The following is an 18,692-nucleotide window of genomic DNA, read 5'->3' as shown; positions in this document are numbered from 1 at the left end:
GAAAATTTATTTCTTTCACAAACTGCCTCCATAAATCAAGAGGTAGTTGAGAAAGAAATAAATTTAGCGCAAAGGCATGATGTCGGATAAGTAACAACTGTCAGATCAAGTAGTGGCTACTACAACTTACGTGTATATCCTGCTGCGATCAAATTCTTGGTAAATCCCCGTCACCTTTCAACGGAAGATTAGAAGTTCCCATTAAGTAGGTATCTACGTGATAGGCTGCCTGTCTACCTTCGGCTATGGCCCAGACGATCAATGATTGTCCTCGACGTGTATCGCCGGCAGCAAAAACACCTTTTATATTGGTTGCATAGGTATCTTCGGTCGCCTTGATATTGGTTCTATTATCCATTTGAACTCCAAGTTGTTGGGCTATGGTAGGTTCTGATCCGGTAAATCCAAGAGCCAATAATGCTAGTTCACATTTCCACTCTCTTTCGGTACCGGCAATCTCTTGCAATGTAAAACGACCATTTTCTTTGACCCATTCTACCTCTGAAGTAATTAGACCTTTTAAATTGCCCTGTTTATCTCCCAAAAACTCTTTGGTAGAGATACTCCAGTTACGCTTTACTCCCTCTTGGTGTGATGAACTTGTGCGCAATCGCATTGGCCAAAACGGCCAGGGCTGGTGAGCAGGCCGATCAGTAGTTCCCTTATTCATAATTTCAAAATTCGTAACAGACGTTGCTCCCTGACGAACCGAAGTACCAATACAGTCTGATCCCGTATCTCCTCCCCCGATTACTATGACATCTTTATTGGTAGCCAGAATTTCTTCTCCTAAATCCGTCATGCCGGCAACTCTTCTATTATTTTGTGGTAGAAAATCCATGGCTTGTACTACTCCTTTCAAATCTGAACCTTTGACAGGCAAAGTACGTTTTACGGTTGCTCCCGTACATAACACTACGGCATCAAATTCTGCCTTAATTTGATCTGCTTCAATGTCTTTACCAATGTGCACTCCTGTTTTGAATATAATTCCTTCTTCTTCTAAAACTGAAACACGCCGATCGATAACATTTTTTTCCATCTTAAAATCCGGAATACCATACCGCAATAACCCTCCTACTTTTTCATCCCGTTCAAAAACAGTAACCAAATGACCCGCACGGTTTAATTGTTGTGCCGTGGCTAGACCGGCTGGACCAGATCCAATAACAGCAACAGTTTTTCCGGTTCTATCTTTGGGAGGCATTGCTTTTATCCATCCGTTTTTAAATGCTTGCTCTACGATATTCTTTTCGATATTCTCAATTGTGACAGGATCTTCATTGATACCCAGCACACAAGCTTCTTCACAAGGTGCTGGACAAAGCCTACCTGTAAATTCAGGAAAATTATTAGTCGCATGTAAGATAACTGCAGCTTTTTCCCATTTACCTCGATACACGGCATCATTAAAATCGGGTATCAAATTACCCAGCGGACAACCACTATGGCAAAACGGAATTCCGCAATCCATACATCTTGCTCCCTGATTTTTAAGTTTTTTCTCAGGCATTTCGACTGTAAATTCTTTATAATCTTTTATTCGATCTTTAACCGCCTGATAGGATTCTATTTCTCTTTCAAATTCTAAAAACCCAGTGATCTTTCCCATGTTGTTTTAAGTTTAGTGTTGAGTACAAAGTATTGAGAATTTCTTTATGCAATTTTTACTCTTATTTCAATCTTTTTCCTAAGGAAGAAGGAGCTTACTTATTACTTTTACATTTTACATTCTGAATTCTAAATTAAAAAACACCTCCCTAACCCTCCTCAAGGAGGGAATGTTTCAATTAGTAACCTCTACTTTAAATACTTTCTTTTTTACTATATGCCTGGTGCCCAAAACTGACATCTTTTACATTTATCATTTTGACTTTTACATTTTACATTCGTCATTCTGAATTCTGAACTCTGAATTAAAAAACACCTCCCTAACCCTCCTCAAGGAGGGAATATTTCAATTAGTAACCTCTACTTTAAATACTTTCTTTTTTACTGTATGCCTGGTGCCCAAAACTGATATACTTTTACATTTTTCATTCGTTGTTCTGAATTCATCATTCATAATTCATAATTCAACACGTTCTTCTTCTAATCTTTTTAATGCCTGTTTATATTCTTCTGGCAGTACTTTAACGAATTTTGAAAGTTCGTTTTCCCAATTTTCTAGTATTTTTTGCGCTAACGGACTAAGAGTTGCGTTGTAATGATTTTCAATTAATCCTTTCAACTCGTCAATATCCTTTTGTTCAATAACAGGATCAAGATTTAATGCTTCTTTATTACAATGTGCTTCAAAAGTTTGCTTCTTATCATAAATGTATGCAATACCTCCAGACATACCTGCTCCAAAGTTTCTACCTACCTCTCCTAAAATTACGGCAATACCACCAGTCATATATTCGCATCCATGATCCCCTACTCCCTCGACTACTGCTTTTGCTCCTGAGTTTCGTACGCAAAAACGTTCTCCCGCCTTTCCGTTGATATATATTTCTCCGGCAGTCGCACCGTATAACGTTACATTACCGGTAATGATATTTTCTTCGGGGGTTATAGTAGCCTCATCAGGAACTTTAATAATCAATTTGGCTCCAGAAAGCCCCTTGCCCAAATAATCGTTGGTAGTACCATTGACCACCATTGTTAATCCCCTGGTAGCAAAAGCCCCAAAGCTTTGCCCTGCAGCTCCCGTAAAATTTAACTTTAATGTATTCTCTGGCAACCCTTGAGCCCCATAAATTTTGGAAATTTCGTTACTCAAAATGGCTCCAACAGCTCTATCTGTATTGCTAATATCAAAATCTAATGTTGTTTTCTCTTTACGGAATAACGCGGGATGTGCCTGTTCAATAATTTCGAAATCTATAGACTTACTTAATCCGTGATCCTGGGTTGTGGTATGATGAACCGCCGTACCTTCGGCAACTTCGATTTTATGTAAGATTGGAGTGAGATCTACGCCGGCAGCTTTATAATGCTCGATTGCCTTATTGTGATCCAGCTTTTGTACTTGCCCTACCATTTCATTAATTGTTCTAAAACCAAGTTGCGCCATAATTTCTCTTAGTTCCTGAGCTACGAAATACATGTAGTTTACAACATGCTCGGGCTTTCCTTTAAATTTTTTACGCAGTTCGGGATTTTGAGTTGCAATTCCTACCGGACAGGTGTTTAAATGACAAACACGCATCATGATGCATCCAGAAGCTACTAATGGCGCTGTGGCAAAACCAAATTCTTCTGCTCCCAATAAACAGGCTACAGCAACATCTCGCCCTGTCTTTAATTGGCCGTCACATTCAACTACTACTCGATTTCGAAGATTATTCCCCACCAAGGTTTGCTGTGCTTCGGCTATACCGAGTTCCCAAGGTAATCCTGCATGTTTTAATGATGTTAAAGGAGATGCACCCGTTCCGCCATCAAATCCGGATATTAAAATCACATCGGCTTTAGCTTTGGCAACTCCCGCAGCTACTGTACCTACTCCAACTTCAGAAACCAACTTTACATTGATACGCGCATCTCTATTTGCTGATTTTAAATCATAAATTAATTGCGATAAATCTTCGATAGAATAGATATCGTGATGTGGTGGAGGAGAAATCAGACCAACGTAAGGTGTGGAGTTTCGCGTTTTTGCGATTTCAGGATTCACTTTGGGTCCAGGGAGTTGACCTCCTTCTCCAGGTTTGGCACCCTGAGCCATTTTTATCTGAATTTCTGCTGCATTGGTCAAATAATTTGAAGACACCCCAAATCTTCCTGAAGCTACTTGTTTAATAGCGCTGTTTTTCCAGTCACCATTCACATCCTTGTAAAATCTAAGAGGGTTTTCTCCTCCTTCCCCAGAATTGCTCTTCCCCCCTATTCGGTTCATGGCAATGGCTAAATTTTCATGAGCTTCTTTACTTATAGACCCATAAGACATCGCACCCGTTTTAAACCGTTTTACTATTTCTGTCCATGGTTCTACCTCATCCAGCGGAATAGGATCATAGTTTGAAAACTCTAATAATCCTCGAATGGTCATTAATGCTTTAGATTGTTCATTAATTAATGAAGCATATTCTTTATAAGTCTTAGGATCGTTATCTCGTACAGATTTTTGAAGTTTAGCTACCGTTAAAGGGTGAAACTGATGCTTTTCTCCATTTCGTCGCCATCTATACTGTCCGCCAATTTCAAGATCCAAACTTGCGTCAACTGCTCTTTCTACATATGCTTTTTTATGTCGTTTTGATATTTCTTTTTCTATTTCGTAAAGTCCAATCCCTTGAATACGAGTAGCCGTATGAGGAAAATACCGCTCTACCACCTGGGTATTAATACCGATGCACTCGAATAGTTGTGAACTTCTGTAAGAATTTAATGTTGATATTCCTATCTTATTCATCACTTTGAGCACGCCTTTACCTACAGCCTTATTGTAATTATAAATCGCTTCTTCGACAGTAAGATCAGTAATATTATCATCTTCTATTTGTTCTGCAATGATTTCATTAACCATATACGGATTAATAGCACTCGCTCCGTAACCAAATAATAACGCAAAATGATGTACTTCTCGAGGTTCTGCCGACTCAATAATGATACTCACATTAGAACGCTTTCCAAGTTTTTGCAACCCACTATTCACATAAGAGCATGCGAGTAATGCCGGAATAGGAGCCCTATGCTTGCTAACATTTCTATCAGAAAGAATGACGATGTTTGTACCTTGCTCAATTGCCTTAAAAGCATCTTTTAGCAGTTTTTCTAAAGCATCTTCTAAACCATTTAATCCCCGATTAACGTTGTACAACATAGATACCGAAGTCGATTTGAATCCCTTATCGGCATACGTTTTGATCTTGTCTAAATCTTCTTTAGAAATTACCGGATTTTGAATTTTTAATTTATTACAATGTTTAGGGTGAACATCGAATATATTATAATCTGATCCTAATGTTAAACTAATATCACAGATCAACTCTTCTCTAATACCATCTAACGGAGGGTTGGTTACTTGAGCAAACAATTGTTTGAAGTAATTATAGATCAACTGTGGGCGTTCTGAAAGAATCGCTATCGGGGTGTCAGACCCCATAGAGCCAATGGGCTCTTTTCCCAATTGTCCCATTGGTGAAATAATTGTATCGATATCTTCTTGGGTATATCCAAATACTTCTTTGCGCATTGCCACTGTTTCTTCGCCTAAAAATAAGGGGCAATCGTTATATGGAATATCTCTTAAATGCACCATATGCTCTTGTAACCATTTTCTATAGGGATGCTTTGAGGCAATCTCCTCCTTAATTTCTTCATCATTTACGATTCGCCCCTCTTGCATATTTACGAGAAACATTTTGCCCGGTTCTAATCTGCCGTGATACGCCACGTTTTCAGGAGCAATATCAACAACTCCGGTTTCTGAAGACATGATAACGTAGCCATCTTTGGTTACTGTGTATCGAGAAGGTCGCAAACCATTTCTATCTAATACAGCCCCTATATAATTGCCATCTGTAAAAGGAATAGAAGCCGGGCCATCCCACGGCTCTATGGCACAAGAGTTAAACTCGTAGAATGCTTTTTTGGCATCAGACATTTCAGGATTTTTTTCCCAAGCTTCGGGAACCATCATCATCATAACCTCGGGTAATGATCGTCCTGTCATTACTAATAACTCAACCACCATATCCATAGAGGCTGAGTCTGATTTTCCTTTTAGTACTACAGGAAGAATATTTTTTATATCATCTCCAAACCAATCGCTTTCTAATAATTCTTCTCTTGAACGCATACGAGTAACATTTCCTCTCAACGTATTGATTTCACCATTATGACACATATATCGAAACGGTTGAGCCAGATCCCAAGTAGGAAAAGTATTGGTAGAAAAGCGTTGATGTACAAGCGCTAATTTGGTAACAACCATAGGATCCATCAAATCTGTATAGTACAATTTAATATCTTCTGGCATTAAAAGCCCTTTAAAAATCAGGGTTTTGGTAGATAAACTAGGCACATAGAAAAATCTATTTTCAGAAAGTTTAGAATTGTATATGGCATGCTCAGTTACCTTTCTGGCAATAAACAATTTGAGATTAAAATCGAAATAGCTTTGATCCGGATTCGCTTTACCTACAAATATTTGTTTAATATAAGGTTCTGTAGTTACTGCAATTTCACCAAGATGAATATGATCTACGGGAACATCTCGCCATCCTAAAAGAGCTAAACCCTGATCTGCAATATTTTTTTCAAAAGTTTTAATACAAAACTGTCTTTGATTCTCTTTTTTAGGTAAGAAAACATTACTCACAGCATATGATCCTGCTGACGGAACTTCAAAATCGCAATGTTTTACAAAAAAATCATGCGGAATGTCAATTAATATCCCAGCACCATCTCCCGTTTTTCCATCTGCACTTACTGCACCTCTATGTTCTAGCTTTTCTAAAATTTCGAGTGCTTTATGAATGATATCATTCGATTTTTTCCCTTCTAGACTACATATAAATCCGGCACCGCATGCATCATGCTCGAATTCTGGTAAATACATTCCCTGTTTCTCCATCATATTTTTCTGACTTAAACGTGTTCAAGACTAGAAAATTAACAAATCATTAAGGAAGAATAAAATAAAGCGAAACATTAGTAATCACTTTTCTGAGCTCATCAAAAAAAGGGATATATCAATAAGAAAATCACAAAATAACAACCTTTAATTACGAATCTACTAATGCGCTTTTATAACTAATTGGGAGGTTCTTAATGTGAAATCATTAGGATTCGCCATTAATAATTATTGATAAATAACCACTACAACGATTTCGTTGAAAAATTGGCATTTTTAAAGATATCATATAAACAGTTTTATTACTAAAAATTGATTACCCCTAATTTTTTGAGGGTTAAATATCTAAAATTGATAAAAATTACGTGATTACCCTATAAAATTTGGAAGTAAAATATAATTTCACATATTTTTGATCAAAATTTAACATTAATTTTAACTTTTATTCTTTATGAAAAAAATAGAAGCCGTAATCAGAAGGTCAAAATACCGAGCTGTAAAAGAAGCACTACATGACAAAGGAGTTATGTTTTTCTCTTATTGGGATGTAACCGGTGTAGGGCACGAACAAAAAGGTAGTGTTTACCGTGGTATTTCTTATAGTACAACAGACATTCAAAGACGATATCTTTCTATTGTTGTTAACGATGATTTTGAAGAAGTTGCTATAGCTGCTATCCTAGAAGCCGGGAAGACAGGCGAAGTAGGAGATGGAAAAATATTTGTATCTGACATTAAAGAAGCTTACCGCATACGTACAGGGGAAAAAGGGAAAGAAACACTGAGCTAATTCTCTATTGCACAGCTATATAACTCACTAGAAATATAAACTAATTTAACAGTAATTAAACAATGGAACTTTTAACTACAAATAATGTATGGATGATGATGTGTACTGCACTTGTATTCTTCATGCATTTAGGATTTTCTTTTTTAGAAATAGGATTAACTCGTCAAAAAAACACGATAAACATATTATTTAAAAATGTATTTATCATCTGTGTAGGACTTCTAATGTACTACTTAGGTGGGTTCAATCTTATGTATCCTGGGTTTGAAGAAGGCGACCTTGGATTTTTGAAATTCGCTGGTTTCGGTATTGCCGCACCAGAAAATGGAATGACTCCCGAATATGCAGATGGAGGGTATACTTGGTGGACTGATTTCTTATTTCAAGGTATGTTTGCCGCTACGGCAGCTACAATAGTATCTGGAGCCGTAGCTGAAAGAATAAAATTAGGTGCATTTATGATTTTTACCATCGTTTATGTTGGTTTAGTATATCCAATAGTAGGTTCTTGGCAGTGGGGAAGTGGTTTTCTTTCTTCTTTGTCTATAGGAAAAGCTGAAGGATTTTATGACTTTGCAGGTTCAACTTTGGTACACTCTGTAGGTGGATGGGCAGCTTTGGTGGCTGTAACATTACTAGGGTCTCGAATAGGGAAATTTAGTCCGGATGGTAAACCACAAGCTATTCCGGGACATAATATTCCGCTAGCAGCCGCAGGAGTACTTATCCTATGGTTAGGTTGGTTTGGATTTAACGGTGGATCTGTACTGTCTGCAGATCCGGCAGGAACATCTCTTGTACTTGTAACCACTTGTCTAGCAGCAGCAGCAGGTGGAGTAGGTGCATTTATATTGTCTACTGTACTGTACAAAAACTATGATCTAACCATGTTTTTAAATGGAATTTTAGGAGGCTTGGTAGGTATTACCGCAGGAGCAGACTTAATGTCACCTAACGAAGCAGTAATGATAGGTCTATTTGCAGGCCTCATTATTGTGTTTGGTGTCGCCCTTATAGACGAATTAAAACTAGATGATCCCGTTGGTGCTATAGCTGTGCACTTAATATGTGGAATATGGGGAACCTTAGCAGTGGGTATCTTTGGTGCAAAAGCCGGATTTGATCAATTTTTAGTTCAGGGGATTAGCGTGTTGATTGTGGGAGGATTTTGCCTTACTACTTCCTTTATTATTATATACACCCTCAAGAAAACCGTCGGAATTCGAGTTTCTGAAAAAGAAGAAATTGATGGACTTGATAATCATGAACACGGTATGGATGCTTACCCTGATTTTAGACTTAACCAACACTAAGACTTGAATAGTGTTTGACCATTGAATGGGGAGGTGTATTGTTATTATCTCCCTATTTCTTATTATAACTATCTACTACCAAAATGAATATAAAAAGAAGCTGTTCAAAAAGTTACATCCCAAACTATCTTCGAAAAACTTTTCAAACAGCTTCTTTATAAACTGCTTTAAATTTAATGTCCCAATAAAATTTAGTTAATGATTAATTTTTGAGTACTTAGTACCGTTCCCTTATGTTCTATCCTTACCAAGTAGATTCCCGCATTGAGCCCTATATCATTAGGGACTATTGTGTTTACCCCCGAAGAAAGCATAACTTGTGCTGTTTTTCTACCTAGAATCGTATACACACTAGCGTTAACATCATTTTTTAATGCAGTATTAAGATGTATAGAGAAAGAATCTTTTGCCGGATTAGGAGCTATCTTTAAGTCGAACACATCTAGCTCGTTCTCTGTACCTACTCTTGGTAGTATTGCCTCTCTTTCCATACTACGTTCTGCGAGAATAGTTTGTTCTCCACATGTTCCTTCATAAATTTTAACATTTGAGAATGTAGAATTGTTTCCAGAGCCTGCATCATTATCGTTTATAAATAGCAATCGATCCATAGCTCCCGTATAAATAGTACCTACCGGAATAATATACGTTACGGTGCCACCTGCATAGTTATCATAATTAGTTAAACCATAATCCTGGGTCCCATGAACTTTGAAATATCTTGTAGCCGTTAGGGAATTGTCTTCTTCAAATCCAATACCATGAATCTCTCCTTCCGAAGAACTACTGAAGTCAAATTCGATAACCGTATTGGTAGTTACGTTATAATTAAGTGCAATATACTTCCAAGTATTATTGGATAACGTAATAGATTTTCCTTGATTACCTATAGATGAATTGTTTCCTGCAGTATCTTGATTACTAAAAGAATTGAGAGCGTAATCATTAAAATTAATAGCATTACACGTAGGGTCGGGGTCTGAGGTTCCATTTTGTATACGAACAGCATCAATTGCAACATCACTCTGCCATCCACTTGAACCTGAACCAGTGACTACGCTAAAGCGTAATTGCACATTAGATTCGTTGGCGTAAGAAGAAAGATTTACGTCTGCTACATTCCAAGTATCACCTTGTTCTCCGGTTTTGTTAAATACGCTAGTCCAGTTTCCGTCATTATTTGTTCTGACTTCAACATTCAAACTATTAATAGCACTTCCTAGCATATGATATTGAAAAGTAAGACTTGGTGCTGTTAAACTAGAAAAATTCAAACATGGTGAATTAAGGATCGCTTTTTTATTGGGATATCCAGATCTATTCCCTGAAGCTTCTACATATACATATGAACTACCATCTGAAGCACTATTGGGTCCGGTACCGCTCGATGGTGTTCCGCCAGAGTTTATTGTCCAATTTATATCATCTATAGCAGATTGTTTCCAGGCCCCTAGAGACCCTTCAAAACTTTCATTATAAGGAAAAGAAGACACCTCGCCTATACATTCTTCAGGTTCAGGTCCCGATCCTCCGCCAAGCTCCATAGCCTCCCAAAAGGCGGGAATGGTAGCTCTTTCACCAAAATTAGAACCTCCCGATCCAGAACAACCACCATACGCATGTACTCCAACGGCATTACCCGTGGCAGCATCTATTATTGGACTTCCAGAGTTGCCTCCTGTGGTATCTGTTCTATAACGAACAAATGTATTATTTACAGAAGATAGCGGCCCAGTATGAGTTTGCTGAGTTTGATTATCAACACCCGTATCTGTACCAAAACCTGTGATTGTGATGGTAGAACCTGGTTCACTTTGTACTACATTGAAGGATTTACCTTGCGCCTGTATTGGTGTTAACCCTGTTTGTGTATTAGCACCAGCTTCAAAAACAGCCCAATCATTAGCCTGACTTGGACTATTTGGATATGGAGACACAAAATTACCTATTGGATATTGATCCTCGGGACCAGGGTGCACAATAGTTCGATCAGGATTAGACTTGGGTACGTTAAACTCGATGATTTGAGCTCTACTCCCCACACAATGACCAGCTGTTACTAGCTTACCATTAGTAATAATCCATCCTGTACATCCAATAGGAACTATTCGACCTATAGCATCGTCGGTAGCATCGACTCTATCGTCATTAGAGCCACATTGAGACTTTAAAACTGGGGTTTTAATACCAATGCCCAGTTCTTTAATATTTAAACGGATAGAATTTTCTCCGCTAGCTACCACAAGTTTTAAAGTTACCTTCTCCCCATTAAAGTAGGCACTGGTATTTTGCCAGTTTTTGATAGTTGAAGCAGTAAAGGTTTGAGACGCACCGTCAAGTTCTGAAGTAATAGTAAGCGTACTATACCTCCCCAGATCAACATCTTCAAAAAATAATCGTAACCAGGTAGCCCCGGGTTCTATTATAGTTCTAGTAATAATTTCTTCAGTACTTTTACTTTGGCTCGTATTAGCGTTTAAAGACATTTCTACTGATTTATACCTAGCAGGTAAGGGATCGGTTTGAGCCCAATTTGCAAGAGGTAAAATTAAGAAGGTCATACAGATGAGTATTCCTACTTTTGATAAAAAATACCTGTCTTTGCATTGTAATTGATTTGTGTTGTGTAAATTCATACGAATAAGAATTAGTTTGTATTGGTTAGACATTAAATTTAATTTTTACAATGGTTTTGCTAACATAGGTAACAAATCGTCATCCAATTAAACTAAGATCAAGTTGACTCAACTTAACCTATACAATCTCTTATTCTTTGTTTTCCTGAAATGGAATAAAAAGGGTAGTACTTATGAAGTTTTTCCAATTTCTCATAACAAGATAACAAATTAATTTGAATATCTGTACTATTTAGTAATGTACTACTTAGCATCCTTATGGAATTATTTTAGCATATTTTCTACTCATAAACAACTAAGGCATAAGGAGAACCTGATATAGGCCTGTGCCAAACTCGCTTCAGTTATCATATCGAAGATTAGATCTTATGATACTCTCTGCATAATCCATTAAGTTAAAAATTATTGCTAAAAAAAAGTTTAATAACACATTTTTAATGTGAATGTATTAATCTTTATTTTTACAGCACAGTAAGAAATATCATGATTCAACAAGATACCATTGTAGCTTTAGCAACACCTTCCGGCGTCGGAGCCATTGCCGTAATTCGGGTTTCTGGAAAAGATGCAATTTCAATATGCGCTTCTCTGTTTAGATCTGTCAATTCCAAAAAAATAGAAAAGCAGAAAAGTCATACCGTACACCTAGGTCATATTATGGATGAGAATCGAGTGTTGGATGAAGTATTGGTTTCAATTTTCAAAGGAACTCAATCATACACCGGAGAACCCACTATTGAAATTTCTTGTCATGGATCTACATACATTCAACAGGAGATCATACAACTTTTACTACGCAAAGGGTGTCGTATGGCAAATGCTGGTGAATTTACCTTACGCGCTTTTTTAAACGGTAAATTAGATCTTTCTCAAGCAGAAGCAGTGGCCGACCTTATCGCATCAGATTCTGAAGCCTCGCATCAAATTGCAATGCAGCAAATGCGCGGAGGGTTTTCTACCGAAATTAAGGCGTTGCGAGAGGAATTAATCAATTTTGCATCGCTAATAGAATTAGAGTTAGATTTTGCCGAAGAAGATGTAGAGTTTGCCGATCGTACACAATTCAAAGAATTAATTAGTAGAATTACCGAAGTCTTAAAACGTTTGATCGATTCTTTTGCCGTTGGAAATGTGATCAAGAATGGAATCCCTGTGGCTATTGTAGGAGAGCCTAATGTCGGAAAATCTACCCTGCTCAATGCCCTTTTGAATGAAGAAAGAGCTATCGTATCTGAAATAGCTGGAACCACCAGAGACACCATTGAAGACGAAATTACTATTGGCGGAATCGGGTTTAGATTTATTGATACTGCCGGAATCCGAGACACCAAAGATGTAGTTGAAAGTATTGGAATCCAAAAAACCTTCGAAAAAATCGAACAAGCACAAGTTGTGATTTATTTAGTTGATAGTTCATTGTTGACGGTTGATAGTATCTCAGAACTAAAAACCGAAATCGGAAAAATACAGAACAAATACCCTCAAAAACCTTTGCTTATTGTGGCTAACAAAATTGATAAGTTAGAACAAAATCAAATTGATCACCTTATTTCAGAAATTGAGAATATTCATTTACTCTCAGCAAAAAGCGGTTTAGGAGTAGAAGAATTACAAAACAAGCTGTTAGATTTTGTGAATACGGGTGTGTTACGTAATAACGAAACTATTGTAACCAATACAAGACATTATGATGCTTTATTAAAAGCACTAGAAGAAATTCAAAAAGTTCAATATGGTTTAGATACTGGTCTTTCTGGAGATCTTATGGCTATTGATATTAGGCAAGCCTTATATCATTTTGGAGAGATTACCGGTGAAATATCTAATGATGATTTATTAGGCAATATATTTGCTAATTTCTGTATCGGGAAGTAGGAAAAGAGCTACAAAAACTAACAAAACTCAACATAAATCAACTTTCCAGAACTTTTACATACCCTAACTCCGCATTCAAAATAGCTTCTGTTATCCTTTGATAGGATTGTCCTTGTCTCTTTTTTGTACCTCCAAATGCAATTTTTGAAATCGATACCATATTTCAAACTTTCTCGGATAAATTATGAGACTTCCTGAGACTTATAGATACTTCCTGATACTCTAAGAGATAATTCCGGCCTCTACATTAAATAATTTTCTAACTTTTTTTATCAAAAATTGTCAAGATAAATACCATTATAATACTTTGGCTTACAGAGTCTTAATTTAGATTAAGTGATTTATTTGTAAACTTGTATCGATAAAAAAATGAGTTCTAATATAAGGTTAAAAAAGACTTGTCAAGAATGCGGAATAGAGTTTATTGCTAAGACAACAGTAACCAAAAATTGCTCTGACACTTGTGCGAAAAAAGCATACAAAAGAAAACAAAGGCAAAGAAAAATTCAAGAAGCAATAGAATTAGAGAAAAAGGTAATACCTCAACAGATTAAAAATCCAGAAATCAATCAAAAAGAGGTGCTATCTATAAAAGAACTGTGCGATTTCGTTGGCATAAGCAAATCTACTGCCTATCGATTGTTTGAAGATGATTCTATAAAAACTATAAAATTGAGAAGTCGAGTATTTATAACCAGAAAAGAAATTAAAAGAGTATTTGATATATGAAGACATCAAAAGTTACATTAAGAAAGAAATTACTAAAGAATAAAAAACGACAGAGTTTATATTTGGATTACTACCCTCCTATTTTAAACCCCACAACAGGCAAATTCTCAAGGAGAGAATTTTTAGGCATGTATATTCTGGTCAAGCCAAAAGATGAGGTGGAACAAGTCCAGAATAAAAACACACTTCTAAGGGCAAGAATGCTTTGTAATAAACGGCAGAATCAAATCTTTAATAATGACTATGGTTTTCTGGCTTCGGATATTGAGAATAAGGACTTCTTGGAATACTTCGAGAAATTAGCTAAAAAAAGAGGCCGTAGTATCTCCAATGAAGCTATTTGGCTTATCGTCTTAAGCTATTTGAAGGATTTTTCATCAGAGATCAAAATGAAAGATCTTACAATTCGATTCGTAGATGAATTTAGAGAATACCTTTTAGTCAAACGGCATTTTAAAACAGGAAAAGTAATTTCTCAAAACACGGCTTGTTCCTATTTTTCTAAATTTATCTATGCTATAAAATCAGCTTTTAAAGATGGACTTCTTAAAGAAAATATAGCTCCAAAAGTTGATCGTATTAAAGCGGAAGAAACCAAAAAGGAATTTCTTACCAAAGAAGAAGCTACTCGATTAAAGAGTACTCCCTGCAAATGCAAGATACAAAAGAGAGCCTGTTTGTTCATGATCTATACAGGTTTGAGGGTATCAGATATTCAGAAACTTGTTTGGAGCAATGTAGAGCATTCTGAAGAGACAGGACATTATATACGTTTCCAACATCAAAAAACGCGCAACCAGCAAACCCTACCGTTTAATGATGAAGCATATAAACTCCTTTCAGAAAGAGGGTTACCAAATGAATTAATTTTTAAAGGATTTAAAAAAGATTACAGAATACTGAAAAAATGGGCCGAAGATGCAAGGATTCAAAAAAATATAGGGTTTCACACGTTTCGGCATTCATTTGCCACGCTCCTACTCAATTCTGATGTTAGCGTATTTACGGTAAAGGAAATGTTAGGTCATAAGGATTTGAAAACAACTATGAACTATGTCAACCTATTAAATGATAAAAAAATATCAGCAGCTAATGCTATAAATCTATAATTATGGAAGTAAAAGAGACACTAGAAAAACTAATGACTGATTTAGTGACTGCAAATGTCACCATAACCTATTTAAAAACCAACCAAACTCTACTAGGAAAAAAAATACAATCAAAGTACCCTGAACTGTTAGAAAACAAAAACAAGGATGTAAATATTGAATTTAATGGTCATTCTAATCCAAAACATTACGAGAACAGCTTAAAACTATTAGTTAATCGATTAGAATATCAAATAACTGATTTGAAAAATAAAGAGTTTTATGTTTCGGAATTCGAAAGGGCTTTTGAAAATATATCTTTTCAAAAAGAGAAAAGAGATGTTTTCTTTTCTAGAAAAGATATCATAGAACATATTGATCCTAAGTCTGACTTTTGGATTGATGAAATGGATGATTTCATCAAGTTAAACCAAAAACGAAAATTATCAGATTTCGTAGAAATCCAAAATAGCATATTAACTAGAGTATTAGAAATATTAAATAAATCTGAGACAATCGAAACCATAGAAGATTTGGTACCTGATGAAGAAAAACGAAGGCATTTAAAAAAATGGCTTATTGAGAATGGTTATTGTGATGACAATTTTGTCTGGATAGATTTATCCAAAGGAAACAAATCAAAATTAGGATACTTATTAGGATTCGTAATACCCCTCAAAAATTTTTCAAACATTGAAGCTACTAAGAAGGATTTAGTCAAAGTCGCTGAAAATTCTTTCAAATTAAAAATATCTGTCGAAACAATACAAAAAGCATTAAATAATTTAAAACTGAAAGACAAATACAAAACTTTATCGATTTAATCTTACGCTAGTTACAATCGTAATCAACGTAAGGCTAGGTTTTTCAATTGTTTCAATTTAGCAGTATCAAAACTGTTAGAATGAAACAATTTTCTTTTTTATATGACCCTGAAGAAATACGAAAAATTATTCGTGAGGAATTACAAATTCTTCAAAAAAATAACTCACCTCCAATTGATGTTAAACAAGATATCTTTCTAGATATAGATGAAGCATCGAAATATTTAAAAATTTCCAAATCCACTTTAAGAAAAAAGTGCCAAAAGATGGAAATCCCATGTATCAAAAGATGCGGTAAATGGATATTCAATAAAAAAGAGATAACCAATTGGTTACTACAGGGGAAACAAAATTCAATTAATTTTTAAACGTATTCAATATGAAAACGACAGACAATCTTGTCAAAAACTTAGGAGTCTTTAGCTCATTTCATCCTCCTATAGAAAATACAACGCCTGAAAGAGAGCCTAGCAACCTAAAAGAATTATATGAACTTATTACTCATAAAGAGTTTAAAGAATTTATCGACAAACAAAAAAAGCTACGAACCAAGAAAAAAGAAATTTATCCCTTCGTTACTTTTAGTGGTGTTTTTAGTAAAAGATCTAACCATAATTTACTATCTCATTCTGGTTTAATTGTTATAGATATTGATAAATGTGAAGGTAATATCTATAGGTTAAAAGAAGAAATTTGTAAAATCTTAGCTGTGGCACTTGCTTTCATTAGTCCAAGTGGAAACGGATTAAAAGTTGTATTAGGTATTAATATAGATAAGGCTTCTCATATTCAATATTTCAAATGGCTTACAATTTTTTTTAAAGAACATTTTGATATAGAAATTGATAAATCTGGTAGTGATGTATCTAGAGCTTGTTTTTTAAATTATGATCCAGAAGCTTATTTCTATCAAGATTATATAGGGTTTGAACCTTCTGATTTTAAAGAATCTAAAATTATAGAAGAAACTGAATCTTACGTATCGGACAATTTAGATATCAAAAAAGTACAATCTTGCATCAATCAGTTATTAGAAAAGGATATCGATATTACAGAAAATTATAATGATTGGGTGAGAATTGGTTTTTCATTAGCTAGTCTTGGTGAAGATGGCAGAGAGTTATTCCATCAAATAAGTTCAGTATATCCAGATTATGACAATGAAGAATGTGATACACAATTTGATAATTGTTTAAATTCTAGCAATAGAGATATAAGCTTAGGAACATTCTTTTACTACTGCAAGCAAGAAGGAATAAATTATCAAATTGATTCAAAACCTAAAAACAAACCAGAAACTCCACATATTCGTAGTGCTAATCAACGATTAGAAGACGCAAAATATACCCCCGAATTAAGTATGCTGTTCGGTCATATTTGGTTTCATCCTGAAATACACATACTCTTTGCCAATACAGGAATAGGTAAAAGTATTTTAGCAACTCAATTAGGTGACTCTATTAGTAGAGGAATCAGGACATTTAACTTGGCGAACGAAAATCGACCACTTAATACTTTATTCATAGATTTTGAACTATCAGATAAGATGTTTGAAAAGAGATATACCGATGATAACACCAAAGAACCTTATAGATTTGCCAATAATTTTTTTATTGATGAGATCGATATTTCTGATCTTTCAAATTCAGATAAAAAGAAGGGGTTTGATTTAACTAACATTGATGAAAAACTGCTTGATCTAATCAAAAAACAAATAGAACTAAAAGACATATCAGTTTTGATAGTTGATAATATAACCTATTTGAAAAACTTAAGCACTCAAGATGGACAGGTTGCACTATCTCTAATGAAATCACTAAAAAGTCTAAAAAATGATTATGATGTATCTATTCTTGTTATAGCACATACTCCCAAAATTGAAGAGGGGATACACCTAACCATTAATCATTTAGGAGGTAGTAAAAACATAGCAAATTTTGCAGATTCTATATCGGTAATAGGGAAAAGTGCAAAAGGAGAAAATCTACGGTACTTAAAACAAATTAAGGTAAGGAACGGAAAAAATAAGTTTCATTCAGGGAGTGTTATTGAACTACGACTTGCTAAAAAAGGGAATTTCTTAGGATTTGAACCTGTAGGTTTTGGCAAAGAAAAAGATCATTTATATTCAGTCTCAAAATCCAAAAACAAAGAATTAAAGGAAAAAGCTTTGAAACTTAAAAAAGAAGGTATTTCTAATCGTAAAATTGCAGAGAAACTGGGTAAAACTCATACAACAATTAATAAATGGCTAAAAGATAAATAGGTTTCCAATCTTTTTGGATTAAAAATTATGTTTCCTATTCCTAAAAAAGTTTCCACTTAAAATTAACAGACTAAAAAGCAATAAGTTACATTAAAATAAGTGGAAACTTTTAATTTTTACATATAATTTCAATGGTACGTGGAAACTTTTTTCCAGAAGCATATAAAGGTTTCCGTTTCCTCTTAAAGCAGTAAAATAATCTCCTCTTTTGATTATTAAAATTTATAAAGAATATCAATAAAAAAGATACTAACGTAAGAATCAAATAACCAATATCTTAGGATCTGATTTACTAAACATATATACTATTAAATGTTAACGGTTTAGAGTAAAAAAGGATAACATAAGTTCATAGGTAACAGCACAACCTATAATCAAATGTAAATCAATTACTTACAATAAAAAAAGTATCACTATCACTAGCATGACTATATTATCATATGTTATCCATTCTGGTTAATATCCAAGTCAAAGAAAGTTATTACTTTTACCAAATAACAATTAAAAAGATAATTATGTAGAAATAGCATAATCTGTACATAAAAAAATAAAAGCGTTAGCTATTTATTCTTGTTAAGGAAAACTGGTAATTTTTTAAATGCACAA

General features: G+C 34.9%; 12 protein-coding genes. 8 read left to right on the top strand and 4 right to left on the bottom strand.

The genetic code is table 11. From position 1 onward, the window contains the following. Positions 1-148: 148 nt before the first annotated feature. Both J8281_RS16675 and gltB read right to left on the bottom strand, forming a co-directional pair. A complete protein-coding gene (locus J8281_RS16675; RefSeq protein ID WP_210198789.1) occupies positions 149-1,612 on the bottom strand; it encodes a glutamate synthase subunit beta in 1,464 nt (487 codons plus the stop codon). Positions 1,613-2,068: 456 nt separating this feature from the next. Next, positions 2,069-6,568: a glutamate synthase large subunit gene (gene gltB, locus J8281_RS16670; protein ID WP_246849144.1), complete on the bottom strand. Its 4,500-nt coding sequence runs from the start codon at positions 6,566-6,568 to the stop codon at positions 2,069-2,071. A gap of 448 nt (positions 6,569-7,016) precedes the next feature. On the opposite strand from gltB, the gene J8281_RS16665 reads away from it, so the two are divergent. Further along, positions 7,017-7,355 carry a P-II family nitrogen regulator gene (locus tag J8281_RS16665; protein WP_210198788.1) on the top strand — a complete coding sequence of 113 codons (339 nt, stop codon included), beginning with the start codon at positions 7,017-7,019 and terminating at the stop codon, positions 7,353-7,355. Between the two features lie 62 nt (positions 7,356-7,417). Next, positions 7,418-8,668: an ammonium transporter gene (locus tag J8281_RS16660; protein ID WP_210198787.1), complete on the top strand. Its 1,251-nt coding sequence runs from the start codon at positions 7,418-7,420 to the stop codon at positions 8,666-8,668. A gap of 191 nt (positions 8,669-8,859) precedes the next feature. Here J8281_RS16660 and J8281_RS16655 read toward each other — a convergent pair whose 3' ends face one another. Next, positions 8,860-11,304 (bottom strand): trypsin-like peptidase domain-containing protein, encoded by a 2,445-nt coding sequence (locus J8281_RS16655; RefSeq protein ID WP_210198786.1) that lies wholly within the window; start codon positions 11,302-11,304, stop codon positions 8,860-8,862. Positions 11,305-11,787: 483 nt separating this feature from the next. Here J8281_RS16655 and mnmE point away from each other — a divergent pair, with 483 nt between their 5' ends. Next, positions 11,788-13,179 carry a tRNA uridine-5-carboxymethylaminomethyl(34) synthesis GTPase MnmE gene (gene mnmE, locus J8281_RS16650; RefSeq protein WP_210198785.1) on the top strand — a complete coding sequence of 464 codons (1,392 nt, stop codon included), beginning with the start codon at positions 11,788-11,790 and terminating at the stop codon, positions 13,177-13,179. 37 nt (positions 13,180-13,216) lie between these two features. Here the strand turns inward: mnmE and J8281_RS19860 are convergent, their stop codons facing one another. Beyond that, complete coding sequence (locus J8281_RS19860) at positions 13,217-13,339, bottom strand: hypothetical protein (protein ID WP_256437914.1); 123 nt, start codon at positions 13,337-13,339, stop codon at positions 13,217-13,219. A gap of 209 nt (positions 13,340-13,548) precedes the next feature. Here J8281_RS19860 and J8281_RS16645 point away from each other — a divergent pair, with 209 nt between their 5' ends. The 5 genes from J8281_RS16645 to J8281_RS16625 all read left to right on the top strand — a co-directional run bounded on the left by J8281_RS16645 (position 13,549) and on the right by J8281_RS16625 (position 18,086). Beyond that, on the top strand, positions 13,549-13,908 hold the full coding sequence (locus J8281_RS16645; RefSeq protein ID WP_210198784.1) for a helix-turn-helix domain-containing protein: 360 nt from the start codon (positions 13,549-13,551) through the stop codon (positions 13,906-13,908). Further along, a complete protein-coding gene (locus tag J8281_RS16640) occupies positions 13,905-15,017 on the top strand; it encodes a site-specific integrase (RefSeq protein ID WP_210198783.1) in 1,113 nt (370 codons plus the stop codon). Before J8281_RS16645 ends, J8281_RS16640 begins: the two co-directional genes overlap by 4 nt. A gap of 2 nt (positions 15,018-15,019) precedes the next feature. Continuing rightward, positions 15,020-15,820 (top strand): hypothetical protein, encoded by an 801-nt coding sequence (locus J8281_RS16635; protein WP_210198782.1) that lies wholly within the window; start codon positions 15,020-15,022, stop codon positions 15,818-15,820. Positions 15,821-15,900: 80 nt separating this feature from the next. Further along, a complete protein-coding gene (locus J8281_RS16630; RefSeq protein WP_210198781.1) occupies positions 15,901-16,188 on the top strand; it encodes a helix-turn-helix domain-containing protein in 288 nt (95 codons plus the stop codon). A gap of 11 nt (positions 16,189-16,199) precedes the next feature. Then, positions 16,200-18,086: a BT4734/BF3469 family protein gene (locus J8281_RS16625; protein WP_210198780.1), complete on the top strand. Its 1,887-nt coding sequence runs from the start codon at positions 16,200-16,202 to the stop codon at positions 18,084-18,086. Positions 18,087-18,692 lie beyond the last annotated feature (606 nt).

Origin of the sequence: Aquimarina sp. U1-2 (assembly GCF_017897595.1) — a bacterium.
GTDB lineage: Bacteria > Bacteroidota > Bacteroidia > Flavobacteriales > Flavobacteriaceae > Aquimarina.
The sequence above is the reverse complement of the archived record's forward strand: the minus strand, read 5'-3'. Positions and strand labels throughout refer to the sequence as shown.